A 16,583-nucleotide genomic window follows, 5' to 3' on the forward strand; every position below is an offset into this window, starting at 1 on the left:
ATGATGGCGGAGGGGACCCACGCGTTCCCATCTCGAACACGACCGTTAAGCCCTCCAGCGTCGATGGTACTTGAACCGCAGGGTTCTGGGAGAGTAGAACGTTGCCAAGCAGTTACCCCTAGTGGGTATTTTTTTTGCCGAAGCTTCGGCGAATTCTAGGCCCGTTGGTCAAGTGGTTAAGACACCTCCCTTTCACGGAGGTAACAGGGGTTCGAGTCCCCTACGGGTCACCATTTTTACATTGTATGAACGCTTAGCTCAGCTGGGAGAGCACTACCTTGACAGGGTAGGGGTCGGCGGTTCGATCCCGTCAGCGTTCACCATATAAGAATTAGCATGGAGCTGTGGTGTAGTGGCCTAACATGCCTGCCTGTCACGCAGGAGACCGCGGGTTCGAATCCCGTCAGCTCCGCCACCATACCCCAAAAAGTGATGATAAGCTTTGTAGCGCATTCCAATTACTTTCCGGGGACCCCGTACTAACATTAATATTAGGCTTGGTAGCTCAGTCGGTAGAGCAGAGGACTGAAAATCCTCGTGTCGGCGGTTCGATTCCGTCCCAAGCCACCATTTCATAAATTAATATGCCGTTGTAGCTCAACTGGTAGAGCAACTGACTTGTAATCAGTAGGTTGGGGGTTCAAGTCCTCTCGACGGCACCACATTTCCCAAAAAAGTGAAGCAAAGCTTTGAAGCAACGCCGATTACTTTTTCGGGGCCTAGAAAGATTTAGTTTTATGGCGGTCGTGGCGAAGGGGTTAACGCACCGGTTTGTGGATCCGGCATTCGCGGGTTCAAGTCCCGTCGTCCGCCCATTAATTCACAGTGAAGTCAGCTTCGGCTAGTAACTTCATCATTTGCCTGTTTTATAGCATGCGCGTATGGCGGAATTGGCAGACGCACTAGACTTAGGATCTAGCGGGCGACCGTGGGGGTTCAAGTCCCTCTACGCGCATCACATGCCGGCGTGGCGGAATGGCAGACGCGCTCGACTCAAAATCGAGTTCTAACGAGTGGAGGTTCGAGTCCTCTCGCCGGTATCACAAGTTTCAAACACGAAAAGCCTTACTCTGTAAGGCTTTTTTTGTTGTTCATATGAATGGATGAGAAGTCTCCTACCAGCCTGCTATTTGTTTTTTTGTGCCAAATGTTGAATTACTTGATCGACTTTCGCAATATGCTGAGACATTCTCTCCGCGGCAAGTTGCTCATCCTGGGCAGCAATCGCCTCAACAATGTCGCGATGCTCGTCTAATAGCTGCTCAGCAGAGGCACGCTCGGCAAAAAACCACAGACGGCGGGAAGCCTTCATGCTTTGCTGCAGCCGCTCCGTCAAGGATTCCATCATCCCGATAAAAAGGGTATTTTGGGAGGCCTTGGCGATCTCCATATGAAAGAGAATGTCTGCCTGTTCGCTTGCTTCTTCATTTCCGAGTGAGTTTTCCATGTCACGTAGGATTTCTCTAAGAACCGTCAAATGCTGCTCAGTACGGCGGCTTGCTGCTAATGTTGCACACCCAGCCTCGATGAATCTACGGACTTCCTGTACTTCCTGAAGCGAATCGCTGTGGTCAAAAAGGCTATTTGTCTCCGTCGGTAACTGCGTAACGACATAAGTGCCTCCACCATGCCGAATGTCGACCCAGCCCATAGCCTTAAGCCCGCTGAGTGCTTCTCTGATCGTTGATCGCCCGACTTGAAAGCTTGCAGCAAGATCTACCACCGTTGGCAGTTTGGAGCCAGGAGCATAAGTACCTCCCTCAATTTGAGCTTTAATATGTTGAAGCACGATTTCCGAACCCTTTTGTGGTCGGATTTGCTGAAAAACCATTGGTGTCCCCCTGAAAATCTTAGATAAAGTTCTATACATCTATTACATCATAAGCTAAAATAGAAGAAAAGTCATCTGATCACATGATCACTTTCGAAATGTGATTAGAGTTAACAACATGATCTGCAGATAACCTAAGAGCTCAAGGGGAGGATTCTAAATGCTCGACAATCAAGTAAGACAACAATTGCAGGCAATTGTAGGCGAAGCCTTTTATAAAGATGATATGGAATCACTAGTTACTCATTCCTATGACGGGACGCCAATGCTTCAGTCTTTGCCGGATGGTGTAATATATCCACGCGATACTGCACAGGTTTCTGCGATTATGAAGGTACTGAATGAGCATCGGATTCCACTGATCAGCAGGGGATCAGGTACGAATTTGTGCGGAGGCACGGTACCTGTACAAGGAGGGATCGTGATGGTCATGCATCGCATGAACGCGATCCTAGACATTGATCTGCAGAATCTGACAGCCACTGTGCAGCCAGGGATCATTACGAAGCAATTTATCGAGCATATCGAGAGTCTGGGCTTATTTTATCCCCCGGATCCAAGCTCGATGGCAATTTCCACCATTGGCGGCAATATTGCAGAGTGCTCAGGTGGTCTTCGCGGTTTAAAATATGGTACAACCAAAGACTATGTAATTGGACTCGAATGTGTCCTCGCTTCGGGTGAAATTATGCGTACCGGCGGGAAGCTGATGAAGGATGTAGCAGGCTATGATTTGACGAAGCTGCTCGTCGGCTCAGAGGGCACTCTTGCGGTCATTACAGAAGCAACACTCAAGCTGATTCCGCCGCCAAAGGCGAAGAAAACGATGCTAGCGATGTACAAGGATTTGTACGGCGCGGCACGAACCGTTTCCAAAATCATCGAAAACCGCATCATTCCAGCAACGCTGGAATTCATGGATAATCCAACGATTCGCGTTGTCGATGATTTTGCTAAGCTGGGACTTCCGCTAGATATGGCTGCTATTTTGCTCATTGAACAGGATGGGGAGCTTGAGATGGTCGAGCGGGACATTGCGCGAATCTCTGAGATTTGCAGAGAGGAGCAGGCAGATGAAGTCAGCATTGCGAGCACACAAGAGGAAGCGCTGAAGCTATTAACAGCAAGACGCAGCGCGTTTACCGCACTTGCTCGTTTACGGCCGACGACGATACTGGAGGATGCCACGGTGCCGCGCTCAAAGATTGCGGAGATGGTGTTGGAAATCAATCGTATTGCGACAAAGCATGAGGTGCAAATCTGTACTTTCGGGCATGCAGGAGACGGCAATTTACATCCGACCGCGACGACCGATGCAAGAAATCACGACGAGATTCATCGTGTGGAAGCGGCTTTTGAAGAAATTTTTGAGGCCGCGATTAGGCTGGGGGGAACGATTACTGGTGAACATGGTGTTGGGTTGGTGAAAGCGCCATTCCTGGAATGGAAAGTGGGAAGCAGCGGAATCGCGATGATGAAAGGGATTAAGGATGCGTTCGATCCCCATCAAATTTTGAATCCAGGCAAAATGTTTGCCAAAGAATCCAGACACAGGGTGGTGATTGATCGTGTCTAAGATCCAAGGAACAACACTTCAGGAAACGTTAATTCAGAAACTGGACTATGACCAATTAACCAATTGCATGCGCTGTGGTTTTTGCCTCCCAGCTTGTCCGACCTTTAAGGAGACGGGTATCGAGGCTGAGTCCCCACGAGGACGAATCTCGCTGATGAAAGCGGCGGTGGATGGCCTTATGGAGCCAGGTATTCGCTTCGAAGACCAAATGAACCATTGCTTGGGATGTCGCGCTTGTGAACCAGCCTGTCCAGCCGATGTGAAATATGGCCAATTAATCGAACAGGCGCGCGATGCGATAGAAGTGCATACGACCCAACATAGATGGTGGGTACGCGGTGTACGCAAGCTCGTGTTCCAAGAGCTATTCCCCTCCCAAAGAAGGATGCAACTTCTCGGGACAGGGCTTCATTTTTATAAAATGTCAGGTATCCAAAAGCTAGTCAGACGAACCGGTGTCGTCGGCCTATTCTCGAAGCATCTATCCACGATGGAGAAAATACTACCGGACGCTTCCGGCAAGGGGATCGTTGAACGGTTAGGCACCTATATTCCAGCACGTGGCGAGAAGCTTGGCACGGTTGGTATGTTCCGCGGCTGCTTGATGGATGTGCTATTCACCGAAACGAACATCAAAACGGTGAAGCTGCTAACCGAGGCCGGTTTCGATGTCGTCATCCCTGAGTCACAGAACTGCTGTGGTGCTCTTCATGCGCACAGCGGTGAAAGTGATCAAGCGAAGCGTTTGGCCAAAAGCAATATCCGCGCTTTCCAAGAGGCGGGAGTGGAATACATCGTTTCGAATGCAGGAGGTTGTGGAGCTATCCTTGTGGAGTATGATCATTTGCTGCATGAGGAAGAGGAGTGGAAGGAAGCGTCGGCTTGGTTTGCGAAGCGCGTGAAGGATATCAGTACGATTCTGGTGGAGAAAGGCCGACCTCTTCGCTTTGCTGAAACCCAGGCTCACCAAGCTCCCACGCGAGTTACGTATCAGGAATCTTGTCATCTGCGAAATGTAATGAAGGGGAGCCAGCCTTCTAAGCAACTCCTGCAAAGGATCGGCAACACCGCATATATCGAAATGAAGGATTCAGGATCATGCTGCGGTTCAGCGGGAATCTATAACATGACCCAACCGGACATGGCGAATCAAATCCTTGAGCATAAGATGGGAAATGTTAATGCGACTACAGCCGCCTGCGTGGTAACAAGCAATCCAGGATGCTTACTTCAGATGAAGCTAGGTATCGTTAAACATGGGCAAACCGGTCATATGGAAGCTGTTCATATTGCGGACTTTTTATACGATCGACTTGTAAAGCAGTCTTAAAAAGAACGGAAGGACTTCCGAGCCGCCGCGGGCGTCACGCCAAGCACTCTTTTGAACATCGCATGAAAATGGGGTAAGCTCTCAAATCCACACATGTCCGCGATCGTACCCACACTGGCGTCACTTTCGTGAAGCAGCTGCTTTGCACGGATGATGCGTTTGGTTATGAGATAGGTGCTGATGTTCATTCCAATTAACTGTTTAAAGACCCTGCTGAAATGAGCGGGGGTGACGGAAGCTTGTTTCGAGAGTGTTTGGAGTCCGATATCTTCACAGAAATGCTGATCAATATAGAGTAAGATTTCTCGCATCCATAAGGGGCCGACAAGGGAGTCCATCTTGGGTGACTTGGTATCTGTGCCCATCTCTCGTTGGATAAACAGCAGGAGTTGAAGCAGCTGTAGGAGGACGGACTGACGTTGACCAAGGGTTGGATGTTTAAATTCGTTCTGTATGGCTTCTAGAAACAGTTCCAGGTGCTGGCTCTGGGGTAACCGCATTTCCAGCTTATAACTGCGGAGTGTTGCGGCTTGCTCGAAGCTATGCAAATAAGAGAAAGTCTCGCCTAACGATGGCACCTGCACGACACTTGGAGAGAAGTAAATCGCAGTGGACGTCACGGGTGACTCTTTATCTGGCGTCGCCCGATGAATCGTATTGCCAGGAATGAGAAACAGATCGCCTTGTTTCATCTCATAAAAGGTATGATCGATAAAAAAAGTGCCACTCCCGCGGTACACATACACAATTTCATACCAATCGTGGAAATGCTCAGGAAGCTCGCTTAGCGAGCTTTTTGTGTTTTTATAGGCAAAAGATATGGAGAAGGCGTCCTGGCTATCGAAAATTTTACGTATAGGATCCACAAGAAACACTCCTTACACATCAGGATAGCTCAATAATATCAAAAAACCGTATAGTTATGCTAGATATCGATATTTCATATCGTATTAATGATGATACAATGAAAGAAAGTGATATCATATTTAGTAATGGAAGAGGAGAATCGTAATGCGTATCGATGCACATCAGCATTATTGGAAGATTGACCGAGGGGATTATGGATGGATTACACCAGCGCTGCCCGTGTTGAATCGTGATTACTTACCAAATGATTTGGTGCCACATCTCCAACAATTCAACTTGGATAAGACCATTGTGGTTCAAGCTGCGCCAACACTCGAAGAAACGGATTATTTACTTGCTTTAAGTGAGACCACAGATACGATTGCAGGCGTTGTGGGCTGGCTTGATTTAGACGATCCTGATTATCTTGTTCATTATAAAAGAAGCAGCAAGCATCCTAATTATGTAGGCTTTCGGGTCATGATTCAAGAGTTGCCCGATGCACGGGCTATTCTTAAGCCTAACTTTGTAGAGGCCTTACGTTATTTTGCAGGTGAAGACGTGCCAATTGATCTGCTTGTTGTCGCTCACCAGTTAGATGCAGTCATCGAGCTATTGGAACTTGTACCAGGTTTACGCGCGGTGATTGATCATATTGCGAAGCCGTCGATTGCAAAAGGTGTAATGGAACCTTGGAAAAGCCAGATGTCGGCGATTGCGAAGCATCCCAACATCTATTGTAAGGTTTCAGGCATGGTGACCGAAGCAAGTCATTCGGATTGGAAGCAAGAAGATTTTACTGCCTATGCCCAGCATATTTTGGAGGTTTTCGGGACTGAACGTGTGATGTTCGGAAGCGATTGGCCGGTGTGTTTGCTCGCTGCTGAGTACGAGGACGTTGTTGATGTCGTGATGCAATCCTTGCCAGAAAGCTGGTCGGAAGAAGATAAGGCTCGTTTGTTCGGTCTGAATGCAAAGGAGTTTTACAAAATATGAATATCGTAAATTGGGCAAAACCGGACTAGATGCCTCCGTCATGAGCTTTGGTGCGTCCTCCCTTGGCTCTGTTTTTCGTGAGACCAGTGAAGAAGAAAGCATTCGAACGGTTCATACGGCCGTAGATTTGGGCATTAATTTAATCGATGTGTCGCCGTATCTATTTATAATAAATCATGGGTAAGTGGTAGACCGGAATATAACGAAAAGACACTCGTGTGAATGTTAGGCAAATGCTGAATATGGGAGGGGCGTAATCATGAAAGCGATCGTGTGTGAACAAATCGGGCAATTTAAGTATATCGAGGTAGAGCAACCAACCGTTGGTAAGGGTGAAGCGATCGTTCGCATCCAACGTATTGGCATCTGCGGGACTGATTTACATGCTTTTAAGGGGAATCAGCCGTTTTTCAGCTATCCGCGTATTTTGGGGCATGAGCTAGCAGGATACGTGGAGGAGCTCGGTGAAGGCGTAACGGATGTGGCGATTGGTGATCTCGTCAGCGTCGTTCCTTATATGCATTGTGGGCAATGTATTGCATGCCGCAACGGCAAAACGAATTGCTGCACAGATATGAAGGTACTCGGTGTACATATTGATGGGGGCATGCGAGAGCGTGTCTCACTGCCTGTGAGTCATTTGATTAAGGCGGATGGCCTAACGCTTGATCAAGCTGCGATGCTGGAGCCGCTGAGCATCGGTGCACATGCCGTGCGTAGATCGGAGCTGCGTGCAGGGGAAACCGCGCTAGTTATCGGGGCGGGTCCGATCGGGCTTGGGGTTATGATCTTAGCGAAGCAGCTTGGTGCCAACGTCATCGCGATGGATATTAACGAGGAGCGGTTAGCGTTTTGCAGGGATTGGGCGGGCGTAGATCATACCGTGAATGCACTCCAGCTTCCTAAGGAAAAGCTAGCTGAGTTAACGAACGGTGAATTCCCGACCGTCGTCTTCGACGCTACGGGGAATGCGAGGTCGATGACGGATTCCTTCGGTCTTGTCGCGCATGGCGGCAAGCTTGTGTATGTTGGACTCGTTAAGGCCGATATTGCATTTCATGATCCCGATTTTCATAAAAGGGAGTTAACCTTAATGGGCAGCCGTAACGCGACCATGGAGGATTTTGATACGGTGCGCAGTGCATTAACGGAAGGCAGCATCGACATCGAGCGATATATCACACACCGTTCCTCTTTTGAGGAAATGGTGGATCAGTTTGATGCGTGGCTGAAGCCGGAGTCGAAGGTTATTAAGGCGATGGTTTGTTTATAAAAGGGGACACACTCAGTGGGGAGCTGAGTGTGTTTTTCTTTCGCAGGGGGTACTGTATTTCGACGAGTACAGGGCTCTATTTAACGGTAGTGTTTCCTAGCTACCCTAGCTCTCAGGGTTCTCCAACTCAGCAACAAAAGCAGCAGCTGCGGTTGATAGTGGCATATTTTTCAACGTGATAATCCCGATCTTGGTAGATGGTATCGTAGCATCCAGATTGACCTCAAATAAACTACCCTCCGCTAGCTCCTTCGCCACAAATTCCTTCGTAACAAAAGAAACACCGAAGCCGATTTTCGCGAATTCAATCAGCAAGTCCACACTGCCTAGCTCAATCTCCGGCTCCAATAGCAAGCCATTATCGCTGAACAAACGAGTGACGAATTTCCGTGAGGAGCTATTACTTGAAAATAAGATAATCGGATAGGCAAGCAATTCCGCCAACGTAACCTTGCCAACTGACAGCTCCCGATACTTGGGCCCTATCACAAAACAGTCCTGAATAGTGATCCCCTCACGTACCTCCAGCTGATCATCATGAATGGGAGTTCTTACAATACCAATATCAATTTTGCCTTCTTTTAGATTTTTCACAATCTCCGGCGTCGTTCCATGTACTAAATTAATCTGGATATGCGGGTATTGGACGTGGAACGATTCCAGAAAGGGAAGCAAATAGTGCTTGCACAAGGAGTCGCTGCCGCCAATTTTGATTTCTCCACTGGAAAAATTACGAAGTTCATTCAGTTTGTCTTCCGCGAGGGAAATGAAATTGTAGGCTTGCTCAATATAGGAGAACAGAATGGCGCCTTCCTTGGTAAGATCGACCCCCTTGGACGTCCGAGCAAACAGAGGAAGCCCAAGACATTCCTCCAACAATTTAATGGAGTGCGAGACACTGGGCTGGGTAATATACAGCTCTTTTGCTGCTTTGGACAGACTGCCGGACTTCGCTGTTAAATAAAAGACTTTATACAACTCGAAATTAACCATATAGACACCTTCTATAGCGAGTATCGAAACTATTAATTATTTGAATGTGACATCACCTCTTATAATAAAGAGATAAAGTGCGAAATACAACCAAATGGATGGAGGCGTATCTCTTTGAATGGAACAACCGTTGGAATTGAAGAATTAAGTATTAACGCGATTAGAACGCTTACAATTGATGCTGTTGAGAAAGCAGCTATGGGTCACCCTGGTATGCCGATGGGCGCGGCGCCGATGGCGTATGCGCTATGGACACGTCATTTGAAGCATAATCCTGTTAGCCCCAAATGGGCAGATCGCGATCGCTTTGTCTTATCTGCTGGACATGGATCCATGCTGCTTTACAGCTTGCTTCATCTGAGTGGTTACGATGTAACCTTGGATGATATCAAGGAATTCCGTCAATGGGGTAGCCGTACACCGGGACATCCGGAGTATGGTCATACCGCTGGCGTAGAAGCAACAACAGGACCACTGGGCCAAGGCGTAGCCATGGCTGTAGGAATGGCAATGGCAGAAGCGCATCAAGCTTCTGTGTATAACAAGCCGAATTTCCAAGTTGTTGATCATTTTACGTATGCAATTTGCGGAGATGGCGATCTTATGGAGGGGGTTTCCTCTGAAGCAGCTTCTTTAGCGGGACATCTCAAACTAGGTAAACTCGTTGTTCTCTACGATTCCAATGATATTTCCCTCGATGGCGACTTGAACATGTCGTTCTCCGAGAATGTTAAAATGCGGTTCGAATCCTACGGCTGGCAATACCTGCGTGTGGAAGAGCAGAACAACGTCGACGCCATCTCTGCGGCGATCGCAGAGGGTAAGGCCGATCTCAATCGCCCGACGCTGATTGAGATCAAGACCACGATCGGCTTCGGCTCGCCGAACAAAGCCGGCAAGGGCGGCCACGGCGGCACGCACGGCTCGCCGCTGGGCAAAGACGAGCTGCTTCTGACCAAGCAAGCTCTTGGCTGGCCCCTCGAGCCGGACTTCTACGTCCCGGCTGAGGTCTACACACACTTCGCTCACCACAAGCAAGTGGGGGCTCAAACAGAAGCAGCCTGGGAGCAGCTGTGGAACAGCTACCAGGCAGCCTACCCCGAGCTCGCGAAGCAATTCGAACTCGCGAACAGTGGCAACCTTCCGGCGGATTGGAACGCCGATGTGCCGCGCTATACACCAGAGAGCGGCGCCATTTCGACGCGCACCGCATCTGGCAAAGTGATTAACGGCTTGGCGAAGCGGGTTCCTCATTTGGTAGGCGGTTCCGCTGACTTAGCGAGCTCCAACTTCACCATGATCAGCGATGCCGCGGCATTCAGCGCCGCAGATTACAGCGGCCGCAACTTCTGGTTCGGTGTCCGCGAATTCGCCATGGGTGCGGCGCTGAACGGCATGCTGCTGCACGGAGGACTGCGCGCTTTCGGCGGAACTTTCCTCGTGTTCAGCGACTACCTTCGCGGTGCGATTCGTTTATCCGCGCTGATGAAAATCCCAGTTGCGTACGTGTTCACGCATGACAGCATCGCTGTCGGCGAAGATGGCCCGACGCATCAGCCTATCGAGCAAATTCCATCCTTGCGGATGATCCCGGATTTGACGTTGTTCCGTCCTGCGGACGCGAATGAAACGGCAGCTGCTTGGGAATATGTCCTTCAAGCGAAGGAAGGCCCGTTCGTATTCGCGCTTTCCCGCCAAAACCTACCGGTGCTTCCAGGTACGGATACGCTTGCTTTTGACCATATTCATCAAGGTGCTTACGTCCTATCTGATGTCGCTGAGGGAGAAACTGCTGATCTACAACTCATCGCTACAGGCTCAGAAGTGAGCTTAGCACTTGACGTGAAGAAGCAGTTGGCGCAAGATGGAATTGGAGCTCGTGTGATTTCCATGCCAAGCCGTGAATTGTTTGAAGCGCAGCCAGATGAGGTGAGGAATGCGATTCTTTTACCTCACGTGAGTAAAAATGTTGTGATGGAAATGGCGTATCCGGCTGGATGGGAAGAAATTACGGGACAAGACGGCTTCGTTGTCGGCATCCGCAAGTTCGGAGCATCAGCGAAAGCAGATCGCGTAATTCGTGAATATGGCTTTACCGCAGAAGCAATCGTGCAACAAATCAGACAGAAGTATTTCCAATAAGCGCCCATAGTGGGAGAAAAGGTAGGGATACAGGATGAAATTGTTTATCGACACAGCGAATGTAGAAGAAATTCGTAAAGCTCACGCGTTAGGTGTAGTAGCAGGGGTAACGACAAACCCTTCATTGATTGCCAAAGAAGGAAGAGACTTTTTCGAAACTGTGAAAGAAATCATCTCCATTGTGGGCGATGTTCCGATTAGTGCAGAGGTTGTATCTTTGAAAGCGGACGAGATGGTTGAGCAGGGTAAAAAGCTTGCCAAATTAAGCCCGAATGTGGTTATCAAGCTTCCAATGACGTTGGATGGTCTTCAAGCGACAAGCGTGTTTAGATCTCTCGGTATTCCAACGAATGTAACGTTGATTTTCAGCTCGACACAAGCTTTGCTTGCCGCTCGTGCGGGTGCAACGTATGTTTCTCCGTTTATCGGGCGTTTGGATGATATCAACCAAATCGGAATGAACTTGATTAAAGAAATCAGCCAAATTTTCCAAGTACACGGCATCAAATCCGAAATTATTTCTGCCAGCGTTCGCCACTCTGCTCACGTTATTGAAGCAGCGCTTGCAGGATCACATATTGCGACAGTTCCTTACAAAGTGATAGAATCGATGAGCAAACACCCGTTGACAGATGCGGGCATCGAGAAGTTCCTTGCTGATTGGGAAGGCGCTAATCAAGAGAAGTTCTAAGACATGAAGACTCGCCTATCTGGCGGGTCTTTTTAATAAGGAGGCAATGACGTTGATTATCAGTGACGTGAAGCATTTTGAACAAGAACGGCACCTATGGCCGGCGGCTGTAACGCGGGGAATTGAGTACATTTTGAATCGAAATCTGGGTGAGGCAGAAGTAGGGCGATATGATCTCGAGGGCGATAATGGCCACTTGATGTATGCGAATGTGCAAGAGTCAGTTACTCGTCCAAGGGAAGAGCAGACTCCTGAGTCTCATATCGTGTACACGGATATTCAGTTTCTGGTGAGTGGTGAGGAACGTTTGTGTTTCTACAAGCTGAATGAAGAGGCTAGAATCGTGGATAACAAATTTGAGACTCATGATATCGCCTTCTATGAATCAGATCCTGCACAGCAAGAAACGGATATTATGCTCAAACCCGGCATGTTCGCAGTGTGCTTCCCGTCCGATATTCATCGACCGAATTGCCTCATTACAGAATCAACGACGAATAAGAAGATTGTGATCAAAATTCATAAAGATCTGCTACATCTCTAGCAAAAAAAGTCTGCTCAAGCCATCTTCTATGGCTCGGCAGACTTTTTAATTTAGGCTTTACTTGCCTAAGCGACCACAACAGAAAGAACAAGGAAAAAGACCGTACTGGTTCCGACCACTTTTTTGGCCTCGTGGATCTTTTGTGCACCAAGATTTTGGCCGATCAGGATGACGGCAGCCATCGCAAACCCAAAGATAGAGCGAATTAAGAAAAACATAATAATGTTGGCATTGGATGACGCGGCAAGGGCCACTTCGCCAAAATATTTTCCGATCCAAATCGTATTGATCGAGCCATTCAGTGATTGAATTACGTTTCCTAACTATATCAGTTTCATAACACTTCTGAAATTTTACGGAGTGAAGCGTTAGTTTCGGATTCGGCGGTCGAACAGAAATGGACCAAATGGAATAAATGCCGCAATGAAAGCGGCGAGCACTCGCCCAAAGGACCAACGATGTAGAAGCGTGACCCACGCAATCGATAGTAAATAGAGAACAAACAGAAATCCATGAGCAATCCCTACGATAAAAACAGCTTGTGGTAAGTCGAACATGTATTTTAGCGGCATGGCGATACACAGCAGGATGAGAAAAGATAAACCTTCTGCCCTTCCAATATAACGTAAAGCTATTAAAGAACGTTGTAGCACAGTGAGCAACTCCTTTATCAATGAAAGTAAGCTCATCGTAAGCTAGAAATATGAATGGAACATGAACAATAGATGTCAATTGGACACAAACTAGTTTTTTTAGTACGATAGGCAATAGAACGTAATCTTACATTCATAGAGCTCATTTGAGAGTTTATATAGGTAGGGGGAAAGCAGATGCTTCGTCTTGGCGAGAAAATTATCATCATTGCCGATCGTTTAGAACAGAATCTGCCTATTGGCGGATATGGCTATTTAATTGCGTACGACCGAAATAACGATAACATTTTCGACTATGTGGTGCGAGTTCCTAAGGAGAATAAACATTACTATGTGACTGCAACGGATATCGAGCTTGAAGAAGTCCTTCTTCAGCAAGAGGCGGAGCAAGTTGAGAGAGAAGCATTAATAGATTACGCGCTCGCAACGAAAAATGAAGGTTTGTTTCGTAAAATCATGACCGGCGAGTCCGCCATTGAGCCAGAGAAGGAAAGGGACAAAGAAGTACAGTCCCGTGAAGAATTTATCAAGCAAATCGGGCTGAAAGCCTGGATTTAAATAGGAAGCGACGGTGGTAAGTACACCGTCGTTTTTTTATGCTTTGTCATCAGAAGTTGCCATCGTCAAAGAGCAATCGTGTTCGGAGTCGCCCACGCCACGAGTCCCCTCCTGTAACGCCCCTTTTGGGCGTTACAGCTCCAACCTTGCCGCTCCCACACTGTCGTAAGGCTCCAAAAGGGCCTTATGGAACCTGCAGGCCGTTACTTTGCCCCGCTTTTCTCACCATGTACAGCTCGATCCTTACCTAAGTATTTAACAGCAACCATCGAATTCACTGATCTAAGAATTGGAATCGACTTATCTGACTGGCATGTGATCGGCTAAGCTATCGCGAATCGGGTTATTCTCTTGATGTTCAGAAGAAGGTGGAAACCTTAGATGAATGCTTGCAAGCGATTTGTGAGATCAGCGAGCGAACGTTGCGTCGTTGTATACATGAAACGTACGAGGACTGTCCGTTCTATGAGCAGCTTCAATATGCGATGGATTCCCGTTGCCAAATCAAAAGGTGCCGACACATTTTGATCTAACTTTAACGGATATCATTGAAAGCGATTTCATTATAAAATTTTGGTCGTGTTCGACAATGGGTTCTTATAAAAAAATGCCGCTGCGTATTTTGAGTTATCTTATGAATCCGAAGCGTGAGTGAAACGAACAATTCCGTAATAAGAGTTGAACATCTCTTATTACAGTAGAAATACGCAATTCTTAGACAGCCTGGATCAAACACCGATTTTGGTCACGACGGCAACATCTGGTGTGATCAGGAAACTAACAGAAACGGAAAGGAGAAATCATAAAAATTGATCCTTCGAGAACCACCAATGATCCTAATGTGGCCATAACTTATCTCAAGAATAAAAAGTGATTATTGCCTCTCGGCATTACCTGAGTTGAATGAAGCAAATTAGCAGTAACATTAGGGAGCGGTATTGGAAGAACTGGATTGTGATAGTCATTTTCAAAAAAAGGGCAGAATAACCCAATGTAAAGGTAATTTTTAAAAAAATAAGGTTTAGCCGCCGCCGTATTCGGAAGAAACGAGTAAGTTGAGCAAATAGGATCGCAACATAGAAGCTAGGTCTCGCGGTGTAGGTCCCTTATCGTCATTAAGCGGCATAAGCATCGTCGTAATATGGGATAAATTGGTGATCCACAGTTGGATATGAGTGGCCAATGGTTGCTATGGATAACAAGGATGCCATCAGTATAATGAGTTTGAAGTTGTTTGATCACAAAGTTTTGGTAGGAAGCATGAGGAATAAATAAAGGTTTCAACGTCAACACCCCGCAATCGGTAGTAAGGGAAAAACGAATCCCTTCCGCCGTAATTGTTAGGCCCGTTTTAAAGAGTCAAGTGTTTTTGGCAAAGAACAGGCAAAGCCTTGTCCCATCTGCCTCGGCGAATGCCAAGAGGCTATAATTGATTTTGGAGGCGATTATGATTAAAAAAAGAATAATTTCAGTACTAATTATGCTAAGTCTTATGTTGTCAATGTTAACACCGACACTAGCTTCAAACGTATCTTCGGACAATACCAGCCAAGAACTAAACAGTGATGGAATTGGAAGAGTAGATGTCAGTAGTGTCCCATTGCCAGCTTATGTGAAGCTACTGAATGGCACTTACACATACTCAGGCAAAGTACTTATTACGTATAAGACAGAGAACGATATCAATACTACCAATTTTTATAACCTAGCTGTTCTGGGCGATGATGGAACGGATTTTAAGGTGATATTCTCTGGAGTAATACCGACAAAAGCGAAGGCAAACGGTATCCGGTATATGCCTTTCCAGGATAACAAACGAGTGTTACTGGGAGATTATGTGCTTGAATGCACGCCCAATATTGACACCTGCTCAAGCACAAAATTGGTTCCAATCATATATCCATCAATCCTCGAAGAAGATGCACGCACAACCCATCGTTGGTCAGAAGTCATCATTGCACCTGATAATAAGCATATGAGTTGGACGATGCTCAGCACATTTGGTAGTGCTACACTGATAGGTATCCTGGAACGTAAAACAGATAACTATATTCTCGAAAACGTGCAGATTATTAGTACAGTACCGCGGTTTAAAAATGCCCCGAATAAACCAGGCTTTATTATTCCGAATCCCGCACGGGGAGGAGAAGTGAAACAGTTTGTAAAGGGAGGAACCGCAATCTCCTTTGTTGGGGCAAAGGAAAGCAGTGTAGTCGATTCAATTGTGCAGGATTTGAATTCTGAAAATATTACCCAAATAACACATACTCCTGGATATGATGAAACAACCATTTTCTCCCCTGATGAACGTTTGGGAATCATAATGAGCACTAGGTTTTCAAAAAGTACAGATCCGGCAATATTTGGACTAATGCCCAGACCCTATGCCCCAACTAACTCTGGGGATATTAATGGGATTCTGTATATATATGCAGTATCTGGAGTACGCAAGTCCAGGGCAGGTAACATTGGTCCGGTATTGGTAGAGATTAATCGTTCTATGAACCAAGCAGGATATCAAGGAGTACAGCTCACTACTGATGAGAATTGGGTTTATGTCTCACCAATGTCCTGGCATCCGGATGGAAAACGTGCGATGTGGTTGGAGATGCTTAGAGGCAGCGATCGTTCACAAATGCGGCTTCGGAAAGTGAATCTGCCGGATTATAAGCCCCAAAAACCTATACCCATTAAACCAACTACAGATAATATCCCGTATGGTATAAAAGACTTGACAATATTCAATTCCGTTAATCCGAATATTGAAGGGAAAATTGCAGGAAAACATTCTGGATACATATCCTTTCTTAAGAATGTTTCCTCAGAGAACTCTGGAAAAACAGAATCGAAATTTGTGAACTTTAGTGATGACGGTGTGAATTTCTACAATGGATATGAGAAGCTAAATTATAATTATACAGGTGAAACCCGTTATGAAGCCAACATTCAATTGACCGGTTCAAAGAAGGGGGTAATGAATCTTAGGGCAACATTCTCATCAGCTGGAGGATATGCTCCTGCTAAGCTGTTGTTTGACACAGATGTTGACGGTAAGTCCAAAAGTTACGGATATGCTACATATAACGGTATCACACTAAAAATTGAAGATCTGTTAGAATGATTTGTTGGGAGTCATTCAGAAGTACCACT

The 16,583-nt window shown here is 46.8% G+C and carries 15 protein-coding genes, 8 tRNA genes, 1 rRNA gene and 2 pseudogenes; 20 read left to right on the top strand and 6 right to left on the bottom strand.

The annotated features are described in order from the left end of the window. From rrf to AC58P7_RS32250, 9 genes are all read left to right on the top strand, one after another. Positions 1-110: ribosomal RNA gene (rrf, locus tag AC58P7_RS32210) — 5S ribosomal RNA — on the top strand; the annotation flags it as partial. A gap of 48 nt (positions 111-158) precedes the next feature. Beyond that, positions 159-233: transfer RNA gene (locus AC58P7_RS32215), tRNA-Glu, on the top strand. Between the two features lie 14 nt (positions 234-247). Next, positions 248-323 (top strand) — tRNA-Val (locus tag AC58P7_RS32220). Between the two features lie 15 nt (positions 324-338). Continuing rightward, positions 339-415, top strand: a tRNA-Asp gene (locus AC58P7_RS32225). Positions 416-494: 79 nt separating this feature from the next. Then, positions 495-570: transfer RNA gene (locus tag AC58P7_RS32230), tRNA-Phe, on the top strand. 16 nt (positions 571-586) lie between these two features. Further along, positions 587-662: transfer RNA gene (locus AC58P7_RS32235), tRNA-Thr, on the top strand. A gap of 78 nt (positions 663-740) precedes the next feature. Beyond that, a tRNA-His gene (locus AC58P7_RS32240) sits at positions 741-813 on the top strand. Positions 814-875: 62 nt separating this feature from the next. Then, positions 876-955, top strand: a tRNA-Leu gene (locus AC58P7_RS32245). Between the two features lie 6 nt (positions 956-961). After that, positions 962-1,040 (top strand) — tRNA-Leu (locus tag AC58P7_RS32250). An 86-nt stretch (positions 1,041-1,126) separates the two neighbouring features. On the opposite strand, the gene AC58P7_RS32255 is transcribed toward AC58P7_RS32250, so the two are convergent. Further along, the gene (locus AC58P7_RS32255) at positions 1,127-1,831 is read right to left on the bottom strand and encodes a FadR/GntR family transcriptional regulator (protein ID WP_497350177.1); all 705 of its coding nucleotides are present in this window, start codon (positions 1,829-1,831) and stop codon (positions 1,127-1,129) included. A gap of 160 nt (positions 1,832-1,991) precedes the next feature. Here AC58P7_RS32255 and AC58P7_RS32260 point away from each other — a divergent pair, with 160 nt between their 5' ends. Together AC58P7_RS32260 and AC58P7_RS32265 are read left to right on the top strand one after the other, a co-directional pair. Beyond that, on the top strand, positions 1,992-3,407 hold the full coding sequence (locus tag AC58P7_RS32260) for an FAD-linked oxidase C-terminal domain-containing protein (protein ID WP_497350178.1): 1,416 nt from the start codon (positions 1,992-1,994) through the stop codon (positions 3,405-3,407). Next, complete coding sequence (locus AC58P7_RS32265) at positions 3,400-4,737, top strand: (Fe-S)-binding protein (protein ID WP_497350179.1); 1,338 nt, start codon at positions 3,400-3,402, stop codon at positions 4,735-4,737. The genes AC58P7_RS32260 and AC58P7_RS32265 overlap by 8 nt, the downstream gene beginning before the upstream one ends. Here the strand turns inward: AC58P7_RS32265 and AC58P7_RS32270 are convergent. Then, positions 4,734-5,603: an AraC family ligand binding domain-containing protein gene (locus AC58P7_RS32270; RefSeq protein WP_497350180.1), complete on the bottom strand. Its 870-nt coding sequence runs from the start codon at positions 5,601-5,603 to the stop codon at positions 4,734-4,736. The two genes, AC58P7_RS32265 and AC58P7_RS32270, sit on opposite strands and share 4 nt — an antisense overlap. 145 nt (positions 5,604-5,748) lie before the next feature. Between AC58P7_RS32270 and AC58P7_RS32275 the strand changes: the two genes are divergently transcribed. From AC58P7_RS32275 to AC58P7_RS32285, 3 genes and pseudogenes are all read left to right on the top strand, one after another. Beyond that, on the top strand, positions 5,749-6,579 hold the full coding sequence (locus AC58P7_RS32275; RefSeq protein ID WP_497350181.1) for an amidohydrolase family protein: 831 nt from the start codon (positions 5,749-5,751) through the stop codon (positions 6,577-6,579). After that, positions 6,554-6,739: pseudogene (locus tag AC58P7_RS32280) on the top strand (aldo/keto reductase); the annotation flags it as partial. The gene AC58P7_RS32275 and the pseudogene AC58P7_RS32280, both read left to right, overlap by 26 nt. A gap of 99 nt (positions 6,740-6,838) precedes the next feature. Further along, entirely contained in the window at positions 6,839-7,852 is a 1,014-nt protein-coding gene (locus AC58P7_RS32285; protein WP_497350182.1) for a zinc-binding alcohol dehydrogenase family protein, read from the top strand. 105 nt (positions 7,853-7,957) lie between these two features. On the opposite strand, the gene AC58P7_RS32290 is transcribed toward AC58P7_RS32285, so the two are convergent. Further along, entirely contained in the window at positions 7,958-8,845 is an 888-nt protein-coding gene (locus tag AC58P7_RS32290; RefSeq protein WP_497350183.1) for a LysR family transcriptional regulator, read from the bottom strand. A gap of 114 nt (positions 8,846-8,959) precedes the next feature. Here AC58P7_RS32290 and tkt point away from each other — a divergent pair, with 114 nt between their 5' ends. The 3 genes from tkt to AC58P7_RS32305 are packed head-to-tail and all read left to right on the top strand — an operon-like array spanning position 8,960 to position 12,222. After that, a complete protein-coding gene (gene tkt / locus AC58P7_RS32295) occupies positions 8,960-10,987 on the top strand; it encodes a transketolase (protein WP_497350184.1) in 2,028 nt (675 codons plus the stop codon). Between the two features lie 34 nt (positions 10,988-11,021). Continuing rightward, on the top strand, positions 11,022-11,678 hold the full coding sequence (gene fsa, locus AC58P7_RS32300; RefSeq protein WP_497350185.1) for a fructose-6-phosphate aldolase: 657 nt from the start codon (positions 11,022-11,024) through the stop codon (positions 11,676-11,678). A 52-nt stretch (positions 11,679-11,730) separates the two neighbouring features. After that, a complete protein-coding gene (locus AC58P7_RS32305) occupies positions 11,731-12,222 on the top strand; it encodes a NanQ anomerase/TabA/YiaL family protein (protein ID WP_497350186.1) in 492 nt (163 codons plus the stop codon). A 71-nt stretch (positions 12,223-12,293) separates the two neighbouring features. Here AC58P7_RS32305 and AC58P7_RS32310 read toward each other — a convergent pair. Together AC58P7_RS32310 and AC58P7_RS32315 are read right to left on the bottom strand one after the other, a co-directional pair. Further along, positions 12,294-12,542, bottom strand: a pseudogene (locus AC58P7_RS32310) (MATE family efflux transporter); the annotation flags it as partial. A gap of 48 nt (positions 12,543-12,590) precedes the next feature. After that, a complete protein-coding gene (locus AC58P7_RS32315; protein WP_497350187.1) occupies positions 12,591-12,875 on the bottom strand; it encodes a DUF3817 domain-containing protein in 285 nt (94 codons plus the stop codon). Between the two features lie 177 nt (positions 12,876-13,052). Here AC58P7_RS32315 and AC58P7_RS32320 point away from each other — a divergent pair, with 177 nt between their 5' ends. Both AC58P7_RS32320 and AC58P7_RS32325 read left to right on the top strand, forming a co-directional pair. Further along, positions 13,053-13,433 (top strand): ATPase, encoded by a 381-nt coding sequence (locus tag AC58P7_RS32320; RefSeq protein WP_497350188.1) that lies wholly within the window; start codon positions 13,053-13,055, stop codon positions 13,431-13,433. Between the two features lie 368 nt (positions 13,434-13,801). Then, positions 13,802-13,966, top strand: coding sequence for a hypothetical protein (locus tag AC58P7_RS32325; RefSeq protein WP_497350189.1), 165 nt, complete (start codon positions 13,802-13,804; stop codon positions 13,964-13,966). A gap of 488 nt (positions 13,967-14,454) precedes the next feature. Here the strand turns inward: AC58P7_RS32325 and AC58P7_RS32330 are convergent, their stop codons facing one another. Then, positions 14,455-14,616: a hypothetical protein gene (locus AC58P7_RS32330; protein WP_497350190.1), complete on the bottom strand. Its 162-nt coding sequence runs from the start codon at positions 14,614-14,616 to the stop codon at positions 14,455-14,457. 264 nt (positions 14,617-14,880) lie between these two features. Here AC58P7_RS32330 and AC58P7_RS32335 point away from each other — a divergent pair, with 264 nt between their 5' ends. Beyond that, a complete protein-coding gene (locus AC58P7_RS32335) occupies positions 14,881-16,554 on the top strand; it encodes a hypothetical protein (RefSeq protein WP_497350191.1) in 1,674 nt (557 codons plus the stop codon). Positions 16,555-16,583: the final 29 nt, after the last annotated feature.

The organism is Paenibacillus sp. J22FR5 (genome assembly GCF_059691975.1).

Excerpts from the sequence above, each read along its gene's own strand:
- AC58P7_RS32290 (WP_497350183.1), bottom strand. The coding sequence starts at position 8,845 with ATGGTTAATTTCGAGTTGTATAAAGTCTTTTATTTAACAGCGAAGTCC.
- AC58P7_RS32260 (WP_497350178.1), top strand. The coding sequence starts at position 1,992 with ATGCTCGACAATCAAGTAAGACAACAATTGCAGGCAATTGTAGGCGAA.
- AC58P7_RS32285 (WP_497350182.1), top strand. The coding sequence starts at position 6,839 with ATGAAAGCGATCGTGTGTGAACAAATCGGGCAATTTAAGTATATCGAG.
- AC58P7_RS32255 (WP_497350177.1), bottom strand. The coding sequence starts at position 1,831 with ATGGTTTTTCAGCAAATCCGACCACAAAAGGGTTCGGAAATCGTGCTT.
- AC58P7_RS32275 (WP_497350181.1), top strand. The coding sequence starts at position 5,749 with ATGCGTATCGATGCACATCAGCATTATTGGAAGATTGACCGAGGGGAT.
- AC58P7_RS32335 (WP_497350191.1), top strand. The coding sequence starts at position 14,881 with ATGATTAAAAAAAGAATAATTTCAGTACTAATTATGCTAAGTCTTATG.
- AC58P7_RS32320 (WP_497350188.1), top strand. The coding sequence starts at position 13,053 with ATGCTTCGTCTTGGCGAGAAAATTATCATCATTGCCGATCGTTTAGAA.
- fsa (WP_497350185.1), top strand. The coding sequence starts at position 11,022 with ATGAAATTGTTTATCGACACAGCGAATGTAGAAGAAATTCGTAAAGCT.